The 22429-nt window shown below is 58.8% G+C and carries 18 protein-coding genes and 1 riboswitch; of the genes, 9 read left to right on the top strand and 9 right to left on the bottom strand.

The window, feature by feature from the left end; genetic code table 11:
* Positions 1-188: 188 nt before the first annotated feature.
* The gene (locus KEHDKFFH_RS10195) at positions 189-1220 is read right to left on the bottom strand and encodes an alpha/beta fold hydrolase (RefSeq protein ID WP_104321822.1); all 1032 of its coding nucleotides are present in this window, start codon (positions 1218-1220) and stop codon (positions 189-191) included.
* Between the two features lie 154 nt (positions 1221-1374).
* Here KEHDKFFH_RS10195 and glnT point away from each other — a divergent pair, with 154 nt between their 5' ends.
* Positions 1375-2733, top strand: a complete 1359-nt coding sequence (glnT, locus tag KEHDKFFH_RS10190) for a type III glutamate--ammonia ligase (RefSeq protein ID WP_104321821.1) — start codon at positions 1375-1377, stop codon at positions 2731-2733.
* 18 nt (positions 2734-2751) lie between these two features.
* Here glnT and KEHDKFFH_RS10185 read toward each other — a convergent pair whose 3' ends face one another.
* Positions 2752-3522, bottom strand: a complete 771-nt coding sequence (locus tag KEHDKFFH_RS10185) for a class II aldolase/adducin family protein (protein WP_104321820.1) — start codon at positions 3520-3522, stop codon at positions 2752-2754.
* Positions 3523-3660: 138 nt separating this feature from the next.
* Between KEHDKFFH_RS10185 and KEHDKFFH_RS10180 the strand changes: the two genes are divergently transcribed.
* Positions 3661-4584: a bifunctional transcriptional activator/DNA repair enzyme AdaA gene (locus tag KEHDKFFH_RS10180; protein ID WP_104321819.1), complete on the top strand. Its 924-nt coding sequence runs from the start codon at positions 3661-3663 to the stop codon at positions 4582-4584.
* A 20-nt stretch (positions 4585-4604) separates the two neighbouring features.
* On the opposite strand, the gene KEHDKFFH_RS10175 is transcribed toward KEHDKFFH_RS10180, so the two are convergent.
* The 7 genes from KEHDKFFH_RS10175 to KEHDKFFH_RS10145 form a co-directional block, all read right to left on the bottom strand.
* Positions 4605-6317 (bottom strand): hypothetical protein, encoded by a 1713-nt coding sequence (locus tag KEHDKFFH_RS10175; protein WP_104321818.1) that lies wholly within the window; start codon positions 6315-6317, stop codon positions 4605-4607.
* Positions 6318-6553: 236 nt separating this feature from the next.
* On the bottom strand, positions 6554-7738 hold the full coding sequence (locus KEHDKFFH_RS10170) for a helix-turn-helix transcriptional regulator (RefSeq protein ID WP_104321817.1): 1185 nt from the start codon (positions 7736-7738) through the stop codon (positions 6554-6556).
* Between the two features lie 198 nt (positions 7739-7936).
* Entirely contained in the window at positions 7937-8551 is a 615-nt protein-coding gene (locus KEHDKFFH_RS10165; RefSeq protein ID WP_104321816.1) for a TetR family transcriptional regulator, read from the bottom strand.
* A 223-nt stretch (positions 8552-8774) separates the two neighbouring features.
* Positions 8775-9842, bottom strand: a complete 1068-nt coding sequence (locus tag KEHDKFFH_RS10160) for a putative urea ABC transporter substrate-binding protein (RefSeq protein WP_104321815.1) — start codon at positions 9840-9842, stop codon at positions 8775-8777.
* Between the two features lie 69 nt (positions 9843-9911).
* Complete coding sequence (uca, locus tag KEHDKFFH_RS10155; RefSeq protein ID WP_104321814.1) at positions 9912-13538, bottom strand: urea carboxylase; 3627 nt, start codon at positions 13536-13538, stop codon at positions 9912-9914.
* Positions 13529-14167, bottom strand: a complete 639-nt coding sequence (locus tag KEHDKFFH_RS10150; protein ID WP_104321813.1) for an urea amidolyase associated protein UAAP2 — start codon at positions 14165-14167, stop codon at positions 13529-13531. Before KEHDKFFH_RS10150 ends, uca begins: the two co-directional genes overlap by 10 nt.
* 13 nt (positions 14168-14180) lie before the next feature.
* Positions 14181-14906, bottom strand: a complete 726-nt coding sequence (locus KEHDKFFH_RS10145) for an urea amidolyase associated protein UAAP1 (protein WP_104321812.1) — start codon at positions 14904-14906, stop codon at positions 14181-14183.
* A gap of 56 nt (positions 14907-14962) precedes the next feature.
* A riboswitch (guanidine-I (ykkC/yxkD leader) is annotated at positions 14963-15069 on the bottom strand.
* 375 nt (positions 15070-15444) lie between these two features.
* On the opposite strand from KEHDKFFH_RS10145, the gene exaC reads away from it, so the two are divergent.
* From exaC to KEHDKFFH_RS10110, 7 genes are all read left to right on the top strand, one after another.
* Positions 15445-16965, top strand: coding sequence for an acetaldehyde dehydrogenase ExaC (exaC, locus tag KEHDKFFH_RS10140; RefSeq protein ID WP_104321811.1), 1521 nt, complete (start codon positions 15445-15447; stop codon positions 16963-16965).
* Between the two features lie 334 nt (positions 16966-17299).
* Positions 17300-17371: a pyrroloquinoline quinone precursor peptide PqqA gene (pqqA, locus tag KEHDKFFH_RS10135; RefSeq protein WP_007153157.1), complete on the top strand. Its 72-nt coding sequence runs from the start codon at positions 17300-17302 to the stop codon at positions 17369-17371.
* Positions 17372-17424: 53 nt separating this feature from the next.
* Positions 17425-18354 carry a pyrroloquinoline quinone biosynthesis protein PqqB gene (pqqB, locus tag KEHDKFFH_RS10130; protein ID WP_104321810.1) on the top strand — a complete coding sequence of 310 codons (930 nt, stop codon included), beginning with the start codon at positions 17425-17427 and terminating at the stop codon, positions 18352-18354.
* A complete protein-coding gene (gene pqqC, locus KEHDKFFH_RS10125; protein WP_104321809.1) occupies positions 18351-19106 on the top strand; it encodes a pyrroloquinoline-quinone synthase PqqC in 756 nt (251 codons plus the stop codon). The genes pqqB and pqqC overlap by 4 nt, the downstream gene beginning before the upstream one ends.
* On the top strand, positions 19106-19381 hold the full coding sequence (pqqD, locus tag KEHDKFFH_RS10120; protein ID WP_104321808.1) for a pyrroloquinoline quinone biosynthesis peptide chaperone PqqD: 276 nt from the start codon (positions 19106-19108) through the stop codon (positions 19379-19381). The genes pqqC and pqqD overlap by 1 nt, the downstream gene beginning before the upstream one ends.
* The gene (gene pqqE, locus KEHDKFFH_RS10115) at positions 19378-20541 is read left to right on the top strand and encodes a pyrroloquinoline quinone biosynthesis protein PqqE (RefSeq protein ID WP_192875772.1); all 1164 of its coding nucleotides are present in this window, start codon (positions 19378-19380) and stop codon (positions 20539-20541) included. Before pqqD ends, pqqE begins: the two co-directional genes overlap by 4 nt.
* Positions 20507-22429, top strand: a complete 1923-nt coding sequence (locus KEHDKFFH_RS10110; protein ID WP_104321807.1) for an alpha/beta hydrolase family protein — start codon at positions 20507-20509, stop codon at positions 22427-22429. The genes pqqE and KEHDKFFH_RS10110 overlap by 35 nt, the downstream gene beginning before the upstream one ends.

Here is a 22429-nt window from a genome sequence, read left to right as displayed (position 1 = left end):
TTGTGTTCGCCGCCCTGTCTGCGGTGTTGTGAACGGTGCTGTAAACGGATCGGGGTTTTGTAAATTTGCTGATGGAAAGGTTGCAGGTGGCGTGCCATATCCTTCAAGCCGGTAAAACCGCGTCATGCCGGCGAAGGCGCAGTCGAAAATATGCACCGGATTGGTGCGGCACAGGTTCGGGTGCTCTATCATGACGCTTCTCCCGCGAGCAGCAATCGGGCCGCTGCCAGAATCTGTTCGTGGCTTTCCCGCTCCCGGGCAGCACCCCCTGCGATATGGCCCCAATTCGAGTGGATGGGATCAAAAGTGGCTCCTGGCATGCCAGCACAATCCTGCATGGCATCCTCTGCCACAAAATAGAGATCTGTTGTGCTGGGCATGATCCGGGTGGGCATGGTGATCGCGGCAAGGGCGGAGTCATAATCCTTCCTGAATACCGGGTTATCGCTGATATCGCCCCGCTGCCAGGTATCCAGCACTGCCAGAAGGTTGTTGGCGTCCTGGCCCAGGTGATCCTGTTCCCAGAACCGCAACAGCTCCTCAATGGAGCCGAAACCGAGGTTGTGCCAGAGTTGGTGGCGGAAGAATGCCTGGGAATAGGCCCAGCCAGCGTAAACCCGGCCGAAGGCCCGGAGTCCCCGTTCCGGTGGTTTGCGGTAGTAGCCGTTTTCAAAACTCTGGTCGCAGGTCAGGGCAGCTTTTACACCTTCCAGAAACACCTGGTTGTGGGGGTAGCATCGTGCGGTACAGCAGGTGGCCAGCACCGAATGCACCTTCTCCGGAAACAGGCAGCCCCACTGAAGCGCCTGCATTCCGCCCATGGACCAGCCCATCACCAGGGCAATCCGGGCGTCATCGAATACTTCTTCAACCAACCGTTTTTGCAGCATGACGTTGTCGTACAGACTCACTGCGGGAAAGCCCGGGCCGGCCTGGTGTCCGGCGGTGTTTGAGGGGGAGGAGGATTCCCCGGCTCCGATCAACGACGGAATAACAATGCAGTAGCGGCCCGGATCCAGCGGACTGTGATCGCCAATCCAGGGCTGATTACCCGCCGCTGCACCACCATAGTACGTGGGCAGCAGAATCAGGTTGTCTTTTGGTGCGTTCAGCTCGCCGATCCGGTGGTACCGCAATCGTGCGGAGTAAAGCGTTTCGCCGCAGGCCAGCGGCAGGTCGCCCGCTTCATAATCCTCTACAAGCCATTGCTTCGGCGCCATTTTTTCCTCTCTTTCAGGCTGACTGGTTGCCTGAGGTCTCTTGTGTTCGCTCTTATATATACACGCTGGCATGTATGTTGAATGGCAAAAACAAAGAAAGAAACGTGCCAGAACTCAAACTGATTGCCCGCATGACGGGCCGGAGAAAAACAGGATGAAGGAATTGACCAACACCCAGGCCCTGAAAGAGAAGCTCACAGAAGCGGGTGTGAAATACGCCATTGCCAGCTACGTGGACATCCACGGTGTGACCAAGGGCAAGTTCGTGCCCGTGGCTCACCTGGGGCAGATGATGGAAGGCTCCGAGCTATACACTGGAGCTGCCCTGGATGGCGTGCCCCAGGATATCTCCGACGACGAGGTTGCCTCCATGCCGGATCCCGATGGGCTGGCGATCTGCCCCTGGAATCGTCAACTGGCGTGGTTTCCGGGCAACCTGTTTCTGAACGGCGAACCGTTTGAGGCCTGTTCCCGGAATATTCTCCGGCGCCAGCTCACTGCTGCTGCTGATATGGGTTATCGCTTCAACCTGGGTATTGAGACCGAGTTTTTCCTGTTCCGGAACACCGAGGATGGCGGTTTTGCACCCCTCAGTGAACGGGACACTCTGGGCAAGCCCTGTTATGACCCCCGCACGCTCATGGACAACCTGCCGATCCTGGATGAGCTGGTGGATGCCATGAACGAGTTGGGCTGGGACGTCTATTCTTTCGATCACGAAGACGCCAACGGCCAGTTCGAGACCGATTTCAAATACGCCGACGCCCTGACCATGTCTGATCGCCTGGTGTTCTTCCGGATGATGGCGAATGAGATCGCCCGCAAACATGGCGCTTTCGCCAGCTTCATGCCCAAGCCCTTTGCCGACCGCACCGGCAGTGGTGCCCACTACAACATGTCGCTGGCGGACCTGAAGACCGGCGAAAACCTGTTCGAGCCCAGGGGCGACGACCTGCATAACTGTGGTATCAGCAAGATCGCCTATCACTTTACAGCCGGTGTGCTGAAACACGGCGCTGCCATCAGCGCGGTGATCGCCCCGACGGTAAACAGCTACAAGCGGCTGGTGCGCCAGGGCAGCATGTCCGGTTCCACCTGGGCGCCGGTGTTCATGTGCTATGGCTCTAACAACCGCACCAACATGATCCGGATTCCCGGCATGGGCGGGCGCATTGAATGCCGTGCCGCGGACATTGCCTGCAATCCCTATCTCGGCAGTGCTCTGATCCTAGCCGCCGGCCTGGAGGGCATCCGTGAAGGTCTGGACGCAGGCGCACCCCACCACGAGAACATGTACAACTACAGCGATGCTGAGATTGCCGAGCGGGGCATCGAGTATCTGCCCCGGAACCTGGGCGAGGCGGTGGAGGCTTTCGAGGCCGATCCGCTAGCGAAGGAAGTCTTCGGTGAAGCCATGTTCAAGAGCTTCACTGAGTACAAGAAAGCAGAGTGGGAGAGCTATCAGAACCACGTGTCGTCCTGGGAGGTCGACCGTTATCTGAAGATGTTCTGATAGCTACACGGCGTGATGTCAGCTCCGGAAGCCAGGATCGATACGGTCCAGCTTCCGGAGAAGCCCCGGCCAGGCAAGATTGCCGCCCATGCCCTTGGTGACCTTTTTGGCCTGTTCCCGAATGGAGCTGAGAATGGTATCGGGAATACGTACCAGCGGCTGGCCCCCGGACATGGCCTGAATCTGGACCTCGCAGGCGCGCTGCAGGATGTACATGTTCAGGAAGGCCTCGGCCACGCTGGGCCCCGTGGTCAGCAGGCCGTGGTTGCGCAGGATCATGAACCGGGCATGGCCCAGATCTGCCTGCAGGCGCGCTTTCTCGTCTTCGCGCAGCGCCACGCCTTCGTAATCGTGGTACGCCAGTCCCGACAGCGGAAACAGGCTCTGCTGCGACAGAGGCAACAGACCTTCCTTCTGGGCTGAGACGGCCACACCGGCCGTGGTGTGGGTATGCATCACGCAGGCGGCATCTTCACGAACCGCGTGGATGGCACTGTGAATGGTGAAACCGGCCGGGTTGATGTCGAAATCGTCAGGATTGATTTTGTTGCCTTCCTGGTCAATGCGCACCAGGCTGGAAGCCGTAATTTCCTCGAACATCATGCCATAGGGGTTGATCAGGAAATGATGCTCGTCACCGGGAATCCGCACCGAGAGATGAGTGAAGATAAGGTCGTCCCAGCCGTAGAGAGCAATCAGGCGGTAGGCGGCGGCAAGGTCAACGCGAAGCTGCCACTCCTCCTCACTGACTTCGCCTTTTTTTGATGGGATTGCCATTTGTTCCGACATAGTGCTGACCTCAAGGAATTTGTTCGTTTTTTTGTTGATAGACGGTCAATGTAGCGCCCGCAAGAATCGGATGGAAGGGGGCGCAGCAAACGCGCATCATATGGCTGATTGGTTGTGTGTACATGAAGGAGTCAGAGCATGGCAAGTTCCCGAACCCCGATGCGTGACGAGAGAGAGTGTGAGGCTGAATCATCCATCCCCATTGCCGATCGCATGGTTGCACTGGCCAGATACATCGAGAGCCGGCCAGATGAGCCGTTGAGCCTTGCCGACCTTGGTGCAGTCGTTGGGTTGTCCCCATCCCGAGTACAAAGGGTGTTCAAGGAAACCTTCGGTGTCTCACCAAAGGCTTATCAGGACGCACTGCGCCTTAACCACTACAAGCAGGCATTGAGAACAGGCCAGACCGTGACCGATGCAATCTACGATGCCGGCTTTGGCTCCGTTAGTCGCGTCTATGGCAAGGCGGACCGACAGGTTGGCATGCCGCCTTCCCGTTACGGCAAGGGTGGGGAAGGTGAAACCATTGCCTATGCCTGCAGGGCAACCTCACTCGGTCTACTGATGATGGCTGCCACTGATCAGGGCGTGTGTTTTGCCGAATTCGGCGATGACGAGACGGCACTGCGAGATCAGTTGCAGAATGAGTTTCCGAAGGCCCGGCTCTCTCCGTCTGAGGCAAAGGCATCGCCAGAGCTGGATGCGTGGATGTTGGCTCTGGATGAACATTTGAGCCAGAACACGCCTAGACCGGACGTACCTCTGGATATCCGTGGTACCGCTTTCCAGACACGGGTCTGGAAACTCCTGCTGAGCGTTCGCGAAGGTGAGGTGGTGAGTTACACGGAGCTGGCAAAGCGACTGGGAGAGCCCAAAGCCGTTCGCGCAGTGGCCTCCGCCTGCGGACGAAACCGCATCGCGGTATTGATTCCCTGCCATCGGGTATTACGAAGCGACGGCTCCCTTGGTGGCTATCGGTGGGGGTTGGATCGTAAACGGCAACTGCTCGAAAGGGAGCGTCTCGGTTGCCAAAGTTGCAGAGCCCGCGATGGCGGGCTCTGATGAGGCAGATAACACCCGCCTTACTGGGGTTGCTCAGTAACTTCAGTGATGAACATGAGATCCATGTCCCCCTGATAAACCAGCGTGGTGTAGGGGCTGCTACCTTTAATCGGCAGGTAGGTCCATTCCGCACCGCCCTCTACGTAAGTGAGGGAGCCGGAAGTCAGGACGGACCAACCGTTGCTGTCGATTTGGTTTTGGTCGCCAGTGACATCAAAGTCCATGTAACCGCTGCCATCCTGGTTCAGCACCAGATCGATGGTTGCACTCTCCGGAGCATCCATGTTGTAGATGCCAGCCTCGGCTGACGTTACGCCATCGATATCGGCAAAGCTGAGGGTCTGGGTAACCCCACCGATAAAGTCGTTGCCGCTGACCTCGACGTAGACCCGCTTGGTATCGCCCTCGAAGTCCTTAAGCGTGACCGCATAGCGACCCAGGCGACGGAGGGTGAATGGCTCGCCTCCTTCAGCAACCGGAAGGTTGTCGGATAGTGTGAGCTGTCCGGTCGGGTGGAGCTCCGCCGGACCATTGACGAAGCCATTTCCGCCGTCGTCTTTCGCTGGGTCGTCAAACAGTCCTCCAGGCCCGTCCAGTTCGGCCGATACTGAGGTTACCGCAAACGTGGAACCGTTGAAGCTGTAGGTGCCCCACTCGGAGGAAACCGCCTCGACGATGTCGCCGTCGTAAACTTCGCCATTGTCGTTGTGAACAATCACGTAGGTGCTGTCATCGAGAATGGTCAGCACGTTGTGACGATCGATTTGTTTCTGCTCGTTAAACCCTTCGCCGAGGTACCAGCTGCCGATCAGGCTGTCCTGGGTATTGCGCACGGCTTCAAACCTGACTTCTTCGCTTTCTTCGACAGACGTCAATACGAGTGCGCCGTCGCTCAGCTGCATTGTCCAGGTTGCGGGGGAGTTGTTGTCGATCAGACCACCACTGAGGTCTGATTCGTCAATCAGAGTCAGTTCCAGCTGACCGGAGGCACTGTCCCAGGTGTAAGCGCCGTACTCTGCACTGGCGGCCCGCTGGTCACCGTCATCAGCTTTGGAGTGGGCAATAAGGTATTCGCTGTCATTCAGGAAGGTCAGCACGTTGACGTTGCCATTGGCTTCCTCGAAGACCCAGCTGCCGACCAGGTCGCCGGATTGGGAGCTCTTGAAGTGGTTAACCGCGTCTTCCCTGGCAATCAGGGTGTTGCCAGTGGCATTGATAGCGGTATTGGCCTGGGTTTCGAAGTCTGACTCGCTGACAGAGGGGTCGAGATCTATGTCCTGCAAAGCAGTATGCACAGCGTCGGTAATGGTAATGCCATTGCTGGCATCGCCATCGGAATCCAGGGTCTGCAGCAGACGCAGGATGTTCACGACGGTCTGGTCGGAGCTCCAGTCGGTAGCACCGCTACCCATGTCGGCCGGGGTGATACGGCCGGTGGCTTCGACGGCCGGGAGGTCGATGCCGCCGATGCTGAAGACCACGGTATCGCCAGCTTCGTAATTGTACTCGCCCAGTTCATTGGTCTGACCGGACTGGCCGCCCGGCGAAGTGGTGTAATTGATGCCGGCAACGGCGGCATCTACGAACACGCCGGTTTCGGCTGTGGTGCCGGTGTCACCCGTGTCGTTGTTATCAACAGCATCAGAAGAACTACCGCTGCTACCACCGCAGCCGGTCAGAACGAATGCAGAGGAAATGGCTGTCGCTAGAGTCAACTTCTTGAATTTGCTCATAATCCTGCCTTTTTAAGAATCGATTGATTTGGCAGTTCGAAACTAGCATCGGGGTTACATCAAGACATGCCCCATTTTGGGGATAAGGATGCACGGAATGGCCGGTTCCATGGTGTCTGTCGAGTCGGAGTTATGGTAAGTGCTTTGAACCAATAGTGTTTTTGTCATCTGTAATTGTTTGTTGATTAAGTGTAAAAGCATCAAAACAATTGCAGATTTCGACGGAGGCTCTCGTGTCAGGCCAATGCCCGGACCAGCATGGACACCAGTTCGGTCTGTTTGCGATAGCCGTTTTTCGCCAGCAGGCTCTTAATATGTTGGCGGGCGGTGTGGATGGAAATCTGCTTTCTTTCGGCGACATCGCTGGCGCTCAGGCCCTGGGCCAGAAGCGCGGCGACAGCGGCTTCTGTCGGTGTGCAGTGGAAAAGTGTCTGCAGTCGTTCCTGGTCCGGTTCCAGTGAGGGGTCAAAACTGAACAGCTCTGCCAAGACGCCGTTATTCTCGGCACTATCGGCGATCAGTGGCGTCAGGCAGACGGCGATAGGTTCTTGGCCGCGACTGGTAAAGACGGTTTGTGGCGAAAGAATGCCCTTGTGAGAGAGGACGATGCAGGTGGTGATGGCATCCTGAAGCTTGCGGGTCATCTGACGGTCGGTGCTCTGCAGTCTCCCGGAATCGTTAATGGACATGCTCCTGCTGTTTTCCATAAGAGCATGGGCCGCGTCGTTTGCCTGCGCAACATTGCCCAGTGCATTGAAGACAATGAGCGGTTTTTTCACGTGGTTTAGTGCTGTCGCCAGGTTTTCATTGTCGCTGCGAGTCTTATACAGCTTCAGGTGCAGAGCAACGGCATTCTCGATATGAGGAGCCAACAGATTCATCTGCAGAAGTTCGTTATCAGTGTAGGGGCCGAACTCCTTGTGTCGGTTGGCCATGAACACCACGCTGTCCCCGTTTTCCTGTGTGACAAGCATCCCAGCACTATCGCCCATGCCGACCTGCTCGGCCCAGGCACGGCTTTCCGGGCCCAGAATATCGAGAATGGTGCGACTGGTATCACCTCGAAGAAAGGAGTCGAACTGGCGCGGGGGAAGCTGGCGATAACGGGTCAGGGCTTCATCCCGTTCAGGCAGATCACTGTTGATATACCACTCTTCAAAGCCCTCCGGGTAGCCAAACGTCCAGCCATAAATCATGCGCTGTGGGTTGCTTGACAGCCCGAGAATTCCGCCTTGCAGGGCTTTGAAATGGTGCTTAAAAGCATCAAAGAAAGGTTGGAAGCCGGAGTTGTCATGTAGGCAACGGTAAAGGGTGCTGACAAGCGTGTTATAGGCCTGAAGATCCTCACCTCCAAGCGAGGGGAAAGGAAAAGCGAGTTCTGTGTTGGAATCCGGAGAGCTGGGAATATTGACGTTTGTCACAGCGACACATTCCTTTCAAATAAACCGCCAACACCGCAGCTCGCGGGCGTTAGCTGGGGCGGTAAAAGTCTTGGCCAATCCAGGAAAAAATGAGGTTGCTCAGAATTAGCTTAGCCGAGCAATGACGCCGGAGTGTAAAACAATGTAAAACTTATGGTGCCGGATTGGTAAAAAGGATTGCTTGTCCGAATGAGCCAATCAGTTCGATTTGCCTAACAGTCGCCAGAACTGACGCTGGAAAAACGGCGTTTGCTGTTTCAGTGAGAACAACTTCGGCGCAAACAGCCAGGTCTGGGTAATGCCCATCAGATAGGTGTAACTCAGCAGCCCAAGATCCTCTGGATCTTCCTGCGTGCTAATCAGACCCTGCCCGACGGCCTGGCCCACCAGATCCCGGAACATCGCAATAATCGACTTGGTCAACGCCCGCTCCCGCTTCAGCGTCCGACTCATGGCATCGGTCAGCTCGGTCTTGTTCAACAGAATCTCGAACGACTGACGATACTTCCGATCATTGGCCAGCAGGCCCAGCCAGCATTCAATAAAATGATCCATGGCCTCAACAGGCGTTTCCAGCATGCCGGAACATTCCGCGACCAGGGCTTCCAGGGGTTCCTGGGAGTAGGCAAGTACGGCCTCGTAAAGATCATCCTTGTTTTCAAAATGCCAGTAGATCGGCCCACGACTGCACCCAGCTTCTTTGGCAATACGGCTCAAGGTCGTCAGTGAGTAACCGTCACGACTAAACAACTTGAGCGCGGCCTCAAGTACGGTCTGGCGGGTTTTCTCGGCATCTTCCTTGGTACGGCGCATAAATAGATTTTTCTCGGCGGCTAATCATGAGGTTGGACGATTGGGTTTGGGGTGCCTTTCCAAAACTGTGCGGAGCCAGGGATGGCGGAGCCCAAGCGCCCCATGGATGGGCCGAAGGAGCGTGTTTTGGAAAGGCACCCCAAACCCAATCCACCTCCGAAGCCCACAAAAAAGGGCACGACTAATCGTGCCCGATCCTAGCAGAGTTTTAGACGACGATCGCTCAGATCTCCCCGTCAGCCGCCATCTGCATATAGCTGTCGTTAAACCGCAGCTTCACATTGGCGGAGTCACCCATGATTGAACCATCCGGAAACTCGATGCCCACGAAATCGGGGCTCATGGCTCCCTGGCCCAGGAGGCCCTTGTCGAAAGAGAACTGGCGAACGCTGTCCATGGCGTCCAGGGCTTCATTGCTGTTGATGAAGTCCACCGACATCTGCGGCTCCCAGAACATCTTCATGCCGGCCAGCTGGGCTTCGTAGCCGGCCTGGTCGGTACCGGAGAGCTCGCCGAGAAATGCCCGCGCTTCCTGACCTTCTTCACTGTCGGAGGCGAGAATGCTCATGGTTTCATACCAGGCGCCGACCAGCGCCTTACCCAGCTTCGGGTTGTCTTCCAGGGTTTCCGTGTTCACCAGGGTCAGATCCTTGATGTGGCCCGGAATCTGGCTGGAATCGAACAGCTTGGTGGCGCCCGGGTAGGCTTCCACTTCCGCCAGCAGCGGGTTCCAGGTAGCCACGTGGCGGACATCATCGGTCTGGAACGCCGAAACCAGATCGGCGTCGGAAATGTTCACCACGCTGATATCCCGCTCTTCCAGACCAACGGTGTTCAGCGCACGGACAAGCAGGTAGTGGGAAACGGACAGCTCAACCAAGTGCACGGTCTCGCCTTCCAGGTCGGCAATGGATTCTGCGTCCTTGGACACCAGACCGTCGTTGGCGTTCGAGTAGTCACCGACGATCAACGCGGTGGTGTCCACGCCAGAGGCTGCCGGAATCGACAGACCATCCATGCTGGTGGCAACAACGCCGTCAAACTGGCCGGCGGTGTACTGGTTAATGGACTCGATGTAGTCGTTCACCTGCACGATATCCACCTCGATATCGTACTTGTCCGCCCACTTTTTCATGATTCCGTAGTCCTCGGCGTACTGCCAGGGCACCCAACCGGCATAGATGGTCCAGGCGATGCTGAAGGAATCCTTTTCCTCGGCCATTGCACCCATGGACAGGGAGGCCGTGAACAGACCGGCCGCCAGACGTTTGGTGATGTCGCGTGTATTCATGGTGTCTCTCCTCGGGCCTTGCCCGTGTTTGCAGGTTTGGTCTTTTTCAGGTTTTTTTGGTTGCTGGCATTACTCGGTAATCTCTTCCACGATCACGACCGGCGTTCCGGGCGAGACCGCCTGTCCCGCTTCCCGACGCACGTCCACCACGCGTCCGGTTACGGGGCTCAGTAATTCGATTTCCATCTTCATGGATTCAATAACCGCCACAGGCCGCTGGGCATCGATGGTGTCGCCTGGCTTGACCAGGCATTCCCAGAGGTTGCCGGCTACGTGGCTTTCCACCGCGTGCTGGCCAGCGGGCAGGTTGGCGATGTCGTCCTCGCCGGTCTCCTCAATGGGCGCCTCGGAGCTGAAGTTGATCTGGCCCGACTCTATCCAGCGCTGCAGTTCCTCATCGAAGGCTTGCTTGCGCTTGGCTGTGAAGGTCTGGATTTCGTCGTCGTTGTTTTCCAGAAACTGCTCGTAGTCCTTCAGGTTGAAGCGGGTTTCCTCGACCTTTATCGGGTAGTCGCCGTTGGGAAAGTCCCGTCGGATTTGCTGCAGTTCTTCGGCACTGACCTCGTAGAAGCGCACCTGGTCAAAGAACCGGAGCAGCCAGGGCTTGCCAGCCTCGAACAGGTCGGTCGTGCGGTAGCGGTTCCACATCTGCAGGGTGCGACCAACAAACTGGTAGCCGCCTGGGCCCTCCATGCCGTAGATGCACAGGTAGGCGCCGCCGATGCCCACGGAGTTCTCCGCGGTCCAGGTCCGGGCCGGGTTGTATTTGGTGGTCACCAGCCGATGCCGGGGATCCAGCGGGGTAGCGACCGGCGCGCCCAGATAGACGTCGCCCAGGCCCATCACCAGATAGGTTGCCTCGAAAAGCGTCTTTTTTACCTCATCGATGCTGTCCAGTCCGTTGATGCGGCGGATGAACTCCAGGTTGCTCGGGCACCAGGGGGCGTCCTTGCGCACCGACTGCATGTATTTGGCGATGGCGGTCTGGCAGGCCTCGTCATCCCAGGACAGGGGCAGGTGCACGATGCGTGCGGGCACATCCCACTCGGGCTGCTTTTCCAGTTCCTTTTCAGCGCTGATCAGCAGATCCAGCAGCGTGCGTTGGTTTAGTTTCTGGCTGTCGTAATGCACCTGCAGGGAGCGGATGCCGGGGGTCAGCTCCAGAATGGCGTCGTGATTCTGCTGGCGCAGCCACAGCATCAGCGCGTGGGCGCGGAAGCGCAGACGGATATCCAGTTCCATCGGGCCGTATTCCACCAGCACGTAATTGTCGCCGGCGGCCCGGTAGACCACCCCGGTTTCATGCTCGTTGACGCTCAGCGAGTCCAGAATCGGGGTGGTCGGCTTGATGGGTTTGATGTGGGCCGTAGCGGCGGTCAGTGTTGCCACGGACTCGTCCAGCGCTTCCCTCAGAGCCACGGCCTGGTCCTGGCTTACCGGTACAAATTTCACCTTGTCACCGGCTTTCAGCTGGCCCAGTTTCCAGAGGTCAGCGCTGATGACGGTCACCGGGCAGACAAAGCCGCCCAGGCTGGGGCCATCGGGACCGAGAATGACCGGCATATCGCCCGTGAAATCCACGGTGCCAACTGCGTAGGCGTTGTCGTGGATATTGGACGGATGCATACCGGCCTCGCCGCCATCGCTGCGCGCCCATTCCGGTTTCGGGCCAATCAGGCGAACGCCGGTGCGGCTCGAGTTGTAGTGAATCTCCCAGTCGCTGGCGAAGAAGGTGTCTATATCTTCTCCAGTGAAGTAGTCCGGCGCGCCATGGGGGCCATAGGTGACGTGCAGTTTCCAGGTTTTGCCGATGGTCGGTTTCAGGTCGGCAGGGAGAGTGGTCAGGCCGGTTGGCTCAGACTCCGCCAGGGCCAGCACATCGCCGGCCCGCAAGGCGCGACCACAATGGCCGCCGAACTGGCCCAGGGTAAAGGTGCTGCAGGAGGTCAGGTATTCCGGGCAGTCCAGCCCACCGCTGAATAGAACATAGGCCCGTGCTCCGTCCGCCGTGGTGGCGCCCAGCTTCAGGGTGGCGCCGGCGGGTACGTCGATCACCTGCCAGAAGGCGACCGGCTCATCGTCCAGCGTGGCGTCCAGTTGGGCGCCAGTCAGCGCAATCTGTGTGGCGCGGTTGAAGGTGAGCACTGGCCCCTTCAGGGTGATTTCCAGGCCTGGAGCCCCTTCGGGATTACCCAGCAGTCGATTGCCAAGCCGGAACGAATAGCTGTCGAAAGGACCCGAGGGCGGGACGCCGATCTCCCAGTAGCCGATGCGACCGGGGTAGTCCTGGATGGTGGTCAGGGTGCCGCCACTGAGCACATCCACCGTCGCCGGCTGGTAATCGAATTCGTTGAGGGTTCGAGTAAACAGTCTGCCCTCTGCAAAGCGCGGGTCGTCCAGCACCTGGCGCACGTATTTCAGGTTGGTCTCGATGCCATAGAGCTGGCTGTCGTCGAGTGCCTGCATCAACCGCTGGCGGGCCGATTCGCGATCGGCCTCATGCACAATCACCTTGGCGAGCATGGGATCATAAAGCGGCGACACCTCTGTGCCCGGCTGAATCCAGGTATCGATTCGCAGTGCCTCGTCCTCGGGCCAGGCCACGTTGGTGAGCAGGCCGGCTCCGGGCTGGAAATCCTTGTTGGGGTCTTCCGCATAGATCCGGGCCTGGATGGCGTGGCCGGAAGGCGCGAGGTTGCTGCCCAGTTTTGCCAGGTCGGGCAGGGTGCCTGCGCCCAGTTCCACCATCCATCGGACCAGATCCACGCCATAAACCTGCTCGGTCACACCGTGCTCCACCTGTAAGCGGGTATTCACTTCCAGGAAGTAGAACTCGGTGGTGTCCGGGTCGTAGATAAACTCCACGGTGCCGGCACTGCGGTAGCTGATACTTTCGCCCAGCTGGCGCGCGGTGGCGTGCATGCGTGTGCGGACGTCCTCGGTGAGCCCGGGAGCCGGTGCTTCTTCAATCACTTTCTGGTTCCGGCGTTGGGCGGAACAGTCTCGCTCGCCCAGGGCCAGAACCTGGCCCTGGCCGTCGCCGAAAAGCTGCACTTCCACATGGCGGGCATGTTCCACAAATTTTTCCAGGAACACGCCGCTGTTGCTGAAGTTGTTCTGGCTCAGGCGCTGGACCGAATCAAAGCTATTGCTCAGATCGTCCGGGCTGTAGCAGCGGGACATGCCGATACCGCCACCGCCGGCGGTGCTTTTCAGCATGACCGGGTAGCCGATGGTGTCGGCCGCTTCTAGTGCTTCCTCCAGATTGGTCAGCAAGTCGGTGCCTGGTAGCAGCGGTACGCCGGCGCTTTCAGCCAGTGACCGTGCCGTATGCTTGAGACCGAATTGCTCCATCTGCTCGGGTGTCGGGCCCAGGAAGACCACGCCCTCGCGTTCACAGCGCCGGGCAAAATCGGCATTCTCGCTCAGGAAGCCATAGCCGGGGTGAATGGCGCCGGCACCGCTTTTGCGAATTACCTCAAACAGTTTGTCCTGATCCAGGTAAGTGGTCGCTGCCGGGCCCTCTCCCAGGGAATACGCCTCGTCCGCCTGCCGTACGTGAAGCGAATCGGAATCCGCTTCGGCGTAGACGGCAACCGAGGTCAGCCCCATGTCACGCAGCGTGCGAATGACCCGGCAGGCGATGGCGCCGCGGTTGGCGATCAGGACCTTTGAGAATCTGCCGCTCAGCTCCATACCAGCACCTCAATCGGTGTCGGGTTCCAGCCGTTGCAGGGATTGTTGAGCTGCGGGCAGTTGGAGATCATCACCAGAACGTCCATCTTCGCTTCCAGTTCCACGTATTTGCCGGCATCGGAAATCCCATCGGCGAAGTTGAGTCCGCCGTCGGCCGTGACCGGGACATTCATGAAGAAGTTGATGTTGTGGGTGATATCCCGTTTGCTCATGCCCAGCTCTTCGTGTTCGGTGACGGCCACCAGCCAGCTGTCGCGGCAGGCGTGCATGCACTTTTTCTCAAGGGCGTAACGGGTGGTGTTGCTCTCGGCCGCGCAGGCGCCGCCCAGGGTGTCGTGCCGGCCGCAGGTATCGGAGGTGATTTCCAGCATTACGTTGTTTTCAGAGGACATCAGCTTCGAGCCGGCGGTCAGGTAGACGTTGCCCTGCTCACGGATAGTGTCCACGGCGCTGTAGCGTTCGGTCGGATTGTGGGCGTTGTAGAACAGGGTGTCGGCGGCCTGGTTGCCTTCCAGATCCAGGATTCGGACGGTCTGGCCGGCTTTCACCACTTTCAGGAAATACTCGCCAGCCGGCACGGTTTCGCGGAAGGCGGCATTTTCGGGCTTCAGTGTGCTTTGCTTGATCATCTCCGGCCTCCCATTACTGCATCAGGTGATAAAGAGCGGTGTTGGCAAATGCCCGTGTCGCCTCGGGCGACGAGGTTTTGCACGGATCGGCATCGGTCACTGGCGCCGCCTTGAACAACTGGTAGCGCAGGGGGTGACTGGGGTATTCGCTGGCCGGATTCATCGGATGCGGGCAGGTGTGCAGCACCACGATGGTGTCCATCTCGAAACGCAGGTCCACCGTGGCGCCGGCATGGGAGTGGCACTCGGCGAAGGTCATGTTGCCGTCGTCGTCAGTCTTTACCTTGCTGAACCAGTTCAGGTTGGCGGTCAGGTCTTTCTTGCCGAGCCCGTATTTGGCCAGCTCGTTCAGGAAACTGTTGAACCCGTTTCGGTGGTAGTGGTTATGGGCTTCCTGATAGGTCTTTTTGCCCCAGCGCTTTTCCACCAGATCGGCATTGCAGGTGCCGGCGACGGTGTCGTGCCAGCCCAGGTCATCGCGGATGATGGAGGCAAATACCCGGCCCATGTCCGAGAGCAGCACGTGGCCCTTGGTGAGCAGGAAGGTGTGCTGGTTTTTCAGGGTGTCCGGCATGTTGTACCGCTCGAGCGGGTTCTCGGGGTTGTACATCAACATGCCGACATTGGCCCCGCCGGTTTCATCAATCAGGCGCAGAACGTGGCCGCGGCGCATGATAAAAGACCAGTGGGATCCGCCGGGAATCAGATCGTCGTAGAGGGGGGCTGCGGTTTGCAACATGGCCTTTTCCTCCTGGTTAGGCAATTAAAAAGCGAGAGGCGTCAGTAACTGAGCGATCCTCCCGGGCTTTTGTCCCGCCGTGTAACCTTGGAAAAGGTCGTCAACTCTCGGACCAGGCGTCTGCCTTCACTGTTGGCAGACCGGAACCCTAGTTGACCATTGGTCAGATTGTGGCGCTTTGATTGTGGTTTCAGTAACCAACGTCTCGCTGCGTAGTGGATACTCTGCAGAGTCCATGCCAATCGCTAAGTTACTGTTTTTATTGTGGTGGGATTTGAGGTGTCTGACAGGTCTGCTTCTTGCCTGGGCGAGCGCACTGTTTTTGTGCATCGAACAGTGCCTTTCCTGTGCATTTTTTTTCGGAGAGTGATTTCGGAGCCGCGCCAATGGTGGCATGGCCTTCGAGCCATCTACTACCAAGGGATGAGTTTTTCGCCTCCATCGCATCATTCAATGATTCGAAATTGAGGTCTACATTGAATGGGTAAACGCGAAAGGCCGCGTTGCCCTGCGACAAACACAACAAGAGGTCGAGATCATGATCTACGCACAACCAGGAAAGGATGGCTCCGTCGTTTCTTTCAAATCCCGTTACGAGAACTACATCGGTGGCGAGTGGGTTGCCCCGGTAAAAGGCCAGTATTTCGAGAACATCACACCGGTGACTGGCAATGTGATCTGTGAAATTCCGCGCTCCAGTGCCGAAGATATTGACCTGGCTCTGGATGCAGCGCACAAGGCGGCACCAGCGTGGGGCAAAACCTCACCCACCGAGCGTTCCAACATCCTGCTGAAAATTGCGGATCGTATCGAGGCCAACCTCGAGAAACTCGCAGTTGCGGAAACCTGGGACAACGGCAAGGCCGTGCGCGAAACCCTGAACGCCGACATTCCCCTCGCGGCTGATCACTTCCGCTACTTCGCGGGTTGTCTTCGTGCCCAGGAAGGCCACATGGGCGAGATCGACCACAATACCGTGGCATACCATTTCCACGAGCCGCTGGGCGTGGTTGGTCAGATTATTCCCTGGAACTTCCCGATTCTGATGGCGGCCTGGAAACTGGGCCCCTGTCTGGCCGCCGGTAACTGCACCGTGTTGAAGCCTGCGGAGCAAACCCCTGCCAGCATTCTGGTACTGATGGAAATCATTGGCGACCTGTTGCCGCCGGGCGTACTGAACATCGTGAACGGTTATGGCATTGAGGCTGGCCAAGCCCTGGCCACCAGCAAGCGTATTGCCAAGATTGCCTTTACCGGCTCCACCCCGGTTGGCTCCCACATCCTCAAGTGCGCGGCTGAAAATATCATCCCCTCCACAGTGGAGCTGGGTGGTAAATCCCCGAACATCTACTTCTCCGACGTGATGAAGGCCGAGCCGGAATTCATCGACAAGTGCGTGGAAGGTCTGGTGCTGGCGTTCTTCAACCAGGGCGAAGTCTGCACCTGTCCGTCACGGGCACTGGTTCAGGAAGACATGTTCGAAGAGTTCATGCAGAAGGTGGTTCAGCGCACCAAGTCGATCAAGCGTGGCAACCCGCTGGACACCGATGTTCAGGTAGGTGCCCAGGCGTCAAAAGAACAGTTCGACAAAATCATGTCCTACCTGGCCATTGGTAAGGAAGAGGGCGCTGTGGTGCTGACTGGCGGCGACCGCGAGCATCTGGATGAAGAGTTCAACAATGGCTTCTACATCCAGCCCACCCTGTTCAAGGGCGACAACAAGATGCGCGTGTTCCAGGAAGAAATCTTCGGGCCGGTTGTGGGTGTTACCACCTTCAAGACCGAGGAAGAGGCCCTGGCCATCGCCAACGACACCGAGTTTGGTCTGGGTGCCGGCGTATGGACCCGTGACACCAACCTCGCCTACCGGATGGGCCGCAACATCCAGGCCGGTCGGGTGTGGATGAACTGCTACCACGCTTACCCGGCTCATGCTGCCTTCGGTGGTTACAAGAAGTCTGGCGTCGGCCGTGAAACCCACAAGATGGCGCTCGAGCACTACCAGCAGACCAAGTGCATGCTGGTGAGCTACGACACCAACCCGCTGGGTTTCTTCTGAATCTGTGAGCGGTAAGCGGGCCTCCCACACGGGCCCGCCTGTGAGTCAGCACAGTGGACGTGCACCTTCATCCCCCGGTGTCTGGCCGGGGCGACTCTCTGACGAGAGTTCGGGTTTTTCTGTCACTCTCTTTTGGCCCTTCCCAGGGCCTTTTTTCGTTTCAGACTAGGGCGCCAGTCTGCAGCTGGTTTTTGCGACCTAGGGAGGCACCAAAACAGTTCCAAAGTACCATATTGGCCCCTTGCCCCGGCCGATAGGATGGGAACTGGGTTATCGGCAATGTCGTTGATTCACCCGCAATGCGCTAACAATCATGACAATAGAGGTGAGCATTATGTGGACCAAACCAGCCTACGAAGATCTCCGCATCGGTTTCGAAGTCACCATGTACTTCGCCAATCGCTGAGTGCTGAAGCGGCCAGCCTCGAGCTGGCCGTTTTGCTTGTGGAGTGACCCACCATGTTGATTCACGTTCTGGGCTCCGCCGCCGGCGGTGGCTTTCCCCAGTGGAACTGTAACTGCGCCAACTGCGACGGCTTCCGCAAGGGCACCCTGAACGCCCGGGCCCGCACCCAGTCTTCCATTGCCATCAGTGAAGACGGCGAGCACTGGATTCTGTTCAACGCGTCCCCCGACATTCGTGCCCAGCTGGCTTCTTTCGAAGCGATGCAGCCGGCCCGGGCTCTGCGCGATACCGGCATTGATGCCATCGTGCTGATGGATAGCCAGGTGGACCACACCACCGGTTTATTGTCCCTGCGCGAGGGGTTGCCGATGGACGTCTGGTGTACCGAACAGGTGCATGAAGACCTCAGCGGTGGTTTTCCGCTGTTCACCATGCTTGAGCACTGGAACGGTGGCCTGAACTGGCGACGCATTGAGGCGTCCGAGCAGGCGCCCTTTACCATTCCCTGCGCACCGTCCATCGAGCTGACCGCCATTCCGCTGCTGAGCAACGCACCCCCGTATTCACCGCGCCGGGACAACCCGCACCCGGGCGATAACATTGGCCTTTTCCTGAAAGACACCCGCACCGGTCAAACCGTGCTCTATGCCCCGGGCCTGGGTGAGCCGGACGACCGTATTCTCGGCTGGATGCGCCTGGCCGACGTGCTGATGGTGGACGGGACCGTCTGGCACGACGACGAGATGATCCGCCAGGAAGTGGGCACCAAGACCGGCCAGGCCATGGGGCATCTGGCCCAGAGCGGCCCCGGCGGCATGATTGAGGTGCTCGATACCATGCCGGCCCAGCGCAAGATTCTTATCCATATCAACAACACCAACCCGATCCTGAACGAAGACTCCCCGGAGCGGGCGGAACTGACCCGCCACGGCATCGAGGTGTCCTGGGATGGAATGCACATCGACCTGTCGGGGCAGCCATGAACGCCAAAGCCAACACCGCGATGAACCGGACGGATTTCGAGCAGGCCCTGCGGGCCAAGGGCCAGTACTACCACATCCACCACCCGTACCATAAAGCCATGTACGGAGGGCAGTGCACGCCCGAACAGATTCGCGGCTGGGTGGCCAACCGCTATTACTACCAGATCAGGATTCCCCAGAAAGACTCCGCCATCATGGCCAACTGCCCGGATGCCGGTGTGCGCCGGCTCTGGTTGCAGCGGATTCTGGATCACGATGGCCACGACGGCGACGTCGGCGGCATAGAAGCCTGGCTGTCCCTCGCCGAAGCCGTGGGCCTGAGCCGGGAAGAGGTGATTGACCAGCGCCATGTTTTGCCGGGTGTCCGCTTTGCGGTCGACGCCTATCTGAACTTTGCCCGCCGGGCGACCTGGCAAGAGGCGGCCTGCTCCTCCCTGACCGAACTGTTTGCCCCGGAAATCCACCAGTCCCGACTGGACAGCTGGCCGGCCCACTATCCCTGGATTGAAGAGAGCGGCTACAGCTACTTCCGCAAGCGCCTGTCGGAAGCCAGAAGGGATGTGGAACATGGCCTGACCATTACCCTGGACCACTTCACCACCGATGCCCAGCAGTCCCGGGCCCTGGAGATCCTGCAGTTCAAGCTGGATATCCTCTGGACCATGCTGGATGCAATGACCATGGCCTACGGCCACCGCACCCCGCCCTATCACACCGTGACCGATGAACAGGTCTGGCACCGGGGGTTGTAATGGAGGTGAGTATGCATGAAGTACCGCGTTTTCGTCGGGGGTTCCGGTTCCAGTGGGAGCCAGCACAGGAAAGTTATGTGCTGCTTTATCCGGAAGGCATGGTGAAGCTCAACGGCAGTGCCGGTGCCATTCTCAATGAAGTGGACGGCCAGCGCAGTGTGGCGGATATCGTCACCAGTCTGGAACAGCAGTTCCCGGACGCCGGCCCGCTGGGCAAGGACGTGAGCGAATTCCTGCAGGACGCCCGGCAACAACACTGGATTGAACTGTCATGAGCCGCACCGAGACTGCCGATCCGATCAAGCCGGCCAACCCCCATAACGCCGGGCCGCCCTTGTGGCTGCTGGCGGAACTCACCTACCGCTGCCCGCTGCAGTGTCCCTACTGCTCCAATCCGCTGGACTTTGCCCAGACCGAGAAGGAGCTGACCACCGAGGAGTGGGTGAGTGTGCTCCGGAAGGGCCGGAAAATGGGCGCGGCCCAGCTGGGCTTCTCCGGGGGCGAACCCCTGGTGCGACAGGACCTGGCGGAGCTGATTGCCGAAGCCCGCCACCTCGGTTATTACACCAACCTGATCACCTCCGGCCTGGGGCTGACCGAGGCGAAAGTGGATGCCTTTGCCGAGGCGGGGCTGGACCACATTCAGGTCAGCTTCCAGGCGTCTGACCCGGAGCTGAACAACGCCGTGGCCGGCTCCCGCAAAGCCTTTGACCAGAAGCTGGCCATGGCCCGGGCGGTCAAGGAAGCCGGCTACCCGATGGTGCTCAACTTCGTGATCCACCGTCACAACATCCACCAGATGAACGACATCATGTCCCTGTGTGAGCGCCTGGGCGCGGACTACGTCGAGCTGGCCACCTGCCAGTATTACGGCTGGGCGTTCGAAAACAGGGAAGGATTGATGCCCTCCAAAGCCCAGCTGGTGCGGGCGGAACAGGAAGTGAACCAGTACCGCGAACGGCTGCAGCAATCCGGCTCGGCTATGAAGCTGATCTTCGTGACGCCGGATTACTACGAAGAGCGCCCGAAAGCCTGCATGAATGGCTGGGGCAATCTGTTCCTGACAGTCGCGCCGGACGGTACCGCACTGCCGTGCCACAGTGCCCGCTTGCTACCCATCGACTTCCCCAATGTCCGAGACATGGATCTCCAAAGCATCTGGTTCGACAGCCCGGGGTTCAATCATTACCGGGGGGATAGCTGGATGCCGGAGCCTTGCCGCTCCTGCGATGAGAAGGAAAAAGACTTTGGTGGCTGCCGCTGTCAGGCCTATCTTTTGACCGGCAATGCCGATAACGCAGATCCAGTATGCAGCAAATCGTCGTATCATGATCGAATCCTGGCAGCGCGGAAAGCTGCCGATCACGCCACGGCCGGCCTGACTGAACTGGTTTATCGAAATGCGGACAATTCACGGCTTTTCTTCCGGGGTTAATAACCCGGTCATTGATTCTGCACTGGGCGGCCATCACCACGACAAAACGGTGCTGAGTGCCTATGAAGCCTGCTCGGCCCACATCCAGCGCGGGGAGCTGACGGTGTCCCCGGCCGGTGTGTTCTGGCTGGAGACGGATCCGGCGCGCGGCTGCAATACCCTCTGGCACCTGACTGATCACGGGCCGGCTCGTCTGGGTCCGCAGGATCTTGGCATCCGCAGCCGGGTAAACGGCTACGGTGGCGGCGCCGTGGCAGCTGGCGACAGCGGCGTGTTCGTGGTTGGTGAGGATCAACAGATACGGTTTGTCAGTCTGGCCGGCGGCGAGAGCCTCAACCTCACCGATGATAAAAAGGCGTTCTACGGTGGGTTGGTCGCTGACCCGTCTCGCAATCGGGTGCTCGCGGTGCGGGAAGCGGAAGGTCAGCAGCAGCTGGTCGCTGTCTCCATGCAGGGGGATCGGACAGTCCTTCACGCCGGCCAGGATTTTTACAGCGCTCCGGCGATTTCGGCTGACGGCAGAAAGGTTGCCTGGACCAGCTGGCAGCTGCCGGATATGCCGTGGCTGCGCACCCGCCTGTGGACCGCAAATCTTTCTGAAGATGGGCTGTTGGATCAATGCCGGGAATGGCCAACACCTTCTGAGGCTTCGGTACAGCAGCCGGTGTTCGATGACAGTCAGCTCTGGGTTCTGTCAGATCACGAGGGTTGGTGGCAGCCCTGGCGTATCGACATTAGGGACGAGGGCGGTTGGCACGCCACTGATTCACCGGCCCGGGATCATGCCAACGCGCCCTGGCAACTGGGCGAATCCCACCATTGCCCGACAGGCCGTGGCGGGTGGGCCCGGGTTCGATACTGCAACGGCACGGGCGAACTCTGGCTCAGATCCGGGAAAACCGGCGAAGAAATCCGGGTTGCCAGGGACTTCGGCGATTTCCGGTGCCTGCAGGCCTCAGGCGGCTACCTCTACTGCATCGGCCGAGCTGCCAGCCGTCTGGACGCCGTCATCATGGTTGATCTCGAGACCGGTGAGGTCCGGACCATTGCCGGTGGCGAAGAGGCCATGCCAGGGGCCCGTGCTGCACTGCCCCTTGATATCGAGATTCCGGGTCTTCAATCCGGTCAAGCCTCGATCCATGGCTTTTTCTACACTCCAAAACTGGCCACGCCAGACGTTCCTCCACTGATTCTGATTGCCCACGGAGGACCTACTTCGGCGGCCTATCCGGTGTTCAATCCCCAGGTTCAGTACTGGTGCCAGCGGGGCTTTGCCGTTGCCGAAATCAACTATCGAGGCAGTAGTGGCTTCGGTCGTGCGTTCCGGCTTGCCCTGGAGGGCCGATGGGGCGAGGTGGATGTGGAAGATATGGAGCGGGCCGCCGATCACCTGGCCTCTTTTGGTTTGGCAGACGGACAAAGAGTGTTCATCCAGGGCCGTAGTTCCGGGGGATATACCGCTCTGATGGCAATGATACGGAGCCGGCGTTTCACCGCCGGTGCGAGCATGTTTGGTGTGACCGATCCACTTCGATTGCGGGCCATGACCCATCGCTTTGAATCCGGTTATCTGGATTGGCTTTTGGGCGCACCCGGGGAGCACCTGGATCGTTGGCGGGATCGAACGCCGCTGTATCACGCCGATCGGATTACCGCGCCCATGATCTTTTTCCAGGGCGGGCAGGACAAGGTGGTGGTGCCGGAACAGACCCGGGCCATGATTGATGCCATGAAGGCCGCGGGCAGGGCGCCGGAGCTGCACTGGTTTGAAGATGAGGGGCATGGTTTTCGTCGCCAGTCCAATCAGGCCGGCATGCTCGAATGGACGTTCAGTTTTTACCGAAAGCATAGCCAAAAGGCCAATGAACAGGCGGCGAACTTGAGTTAA

This window comes from Marinobacter maroccanus, from assembly GCF_002933275.1.
Lineage (GTDB): Bacteria > Pseudomonadota > Gammaproteobacteria > Pseudomonadales > Oleiphilaceae > Marinobacter > Marinobacter maroccanus.
The sequence above is the reverse complement of the archived record's forward strand: the minus strand, read 5'-3'. Positions and strand labels throughout refer to the sequence as shown.

Coding starts and splice junctions, on each gene's coding strand:
- uca (WP_104321814.1), bottom strand. CDS start 13,538: ATGGAGCTGAGCGGCAGATTCTCAAAGGTCCTGATCGCCAACCGCGGC.
- KEHDKFFH_RS10185 (WP_104321820.1), bottom strand. CDS start 3,522: ATGTCGGAACAAATGGCAATCCCATCAAAAAAAGGCGAAGTCAGTGAG.
- KEHDKFFH_RS10145 (WP_104321812.1), bottom strand. CDS start 14,906: ATGTTGCAAACCGCAGCCCCCCTCTACGACGATCTGATTCCCGGCGGA.
- KEHDKFFH_RS10160 (WP_104321815.1), bottom strand. CDS start 9,842: ATGAATACACGCGACATCACCAAACGTCTGGCGGCCGGTCTGTTCACG.
- KEHDKFFH_RS10150 (WP_104321813.1), bottom strand. CDS start 14,167: ATGATCAAGCAAAGCACACTGAAGCCCGAAAATGCCGCCTTCCGCGAA.
- KEHDKFFH_RS10110 (WP_104321807.1), top strand. CDS start 20,507: ATGCGGACAATTCACGGCTTTTCTTCCGGGGTTAATAACCCGGTCATT.
- pqqB (WP_104321810.1), top strand. CDS start 17,425: ATGTTGATTCACGTTCTGGGCTCCGCCGCCGGCGGTGGCTTTCCCCAG.
- KEHDKFFH_RS10165 (WP_104321816.1), bottom strand. CDS start 8,551: ATGCGCCGTACCAAGGAAGATGCCGAGAAAACCCGCCAGACCGTACTT.
- pqqC (WP_104321809.1), top strand. CDS start 18,351: ATGAACGCCAAAGCCAACACCGCGATGAACCGGACGGATTTCGAGCAG.
- glnT (WP_104321821.1), top strand. CDS start 1,375: ATGAAGGAATTGACCAACACCCAGGCCCTGAAAGAGAAGCTCACAGAA.
- pqqD (WP_104321808.1), top strand. CDS start 19,106: ATGGAGGTGAGTATGCATGAAGTACCGCGTTTTCGTCGGGGGTTCCGG.
- KEHDKFFH_RS10180 (WP_104321819.1), top strand. CDS start 3,661: ATGGCAAGTTCCCGAACCCCGATGCGTGACGAGAGAGAGTGTGAGGCT.
- KEHDKFFH_RS10195 (WP_104321822.1), bottom strand. CDS start 1,220: ATGGCGCCGAAGCAATGGCTTGTAGAGGATTATGAAGCGGGCGACCTG.
- pqqE (WP_192875772.1), top strand. CDS start 19,378: ATGAGCCGCACCGAGACTGCCGATCCGATCAAGCCGGCCAACCCCCAT.
- exaC (WP_104321811.1), top strand. CDS start 15,445: ATGATCTACGCACAACCAGGAAAGGATGGCTCCGTCGTTTCTTTCAAA.
- KEHDKFFH_RS10175 (WP_104321818.1), bottom strand. CDS start 6,317: ATGAGCAAATTCAAGAAGTTGACTCTAGCGACAGCCATTTCCTCTGCA.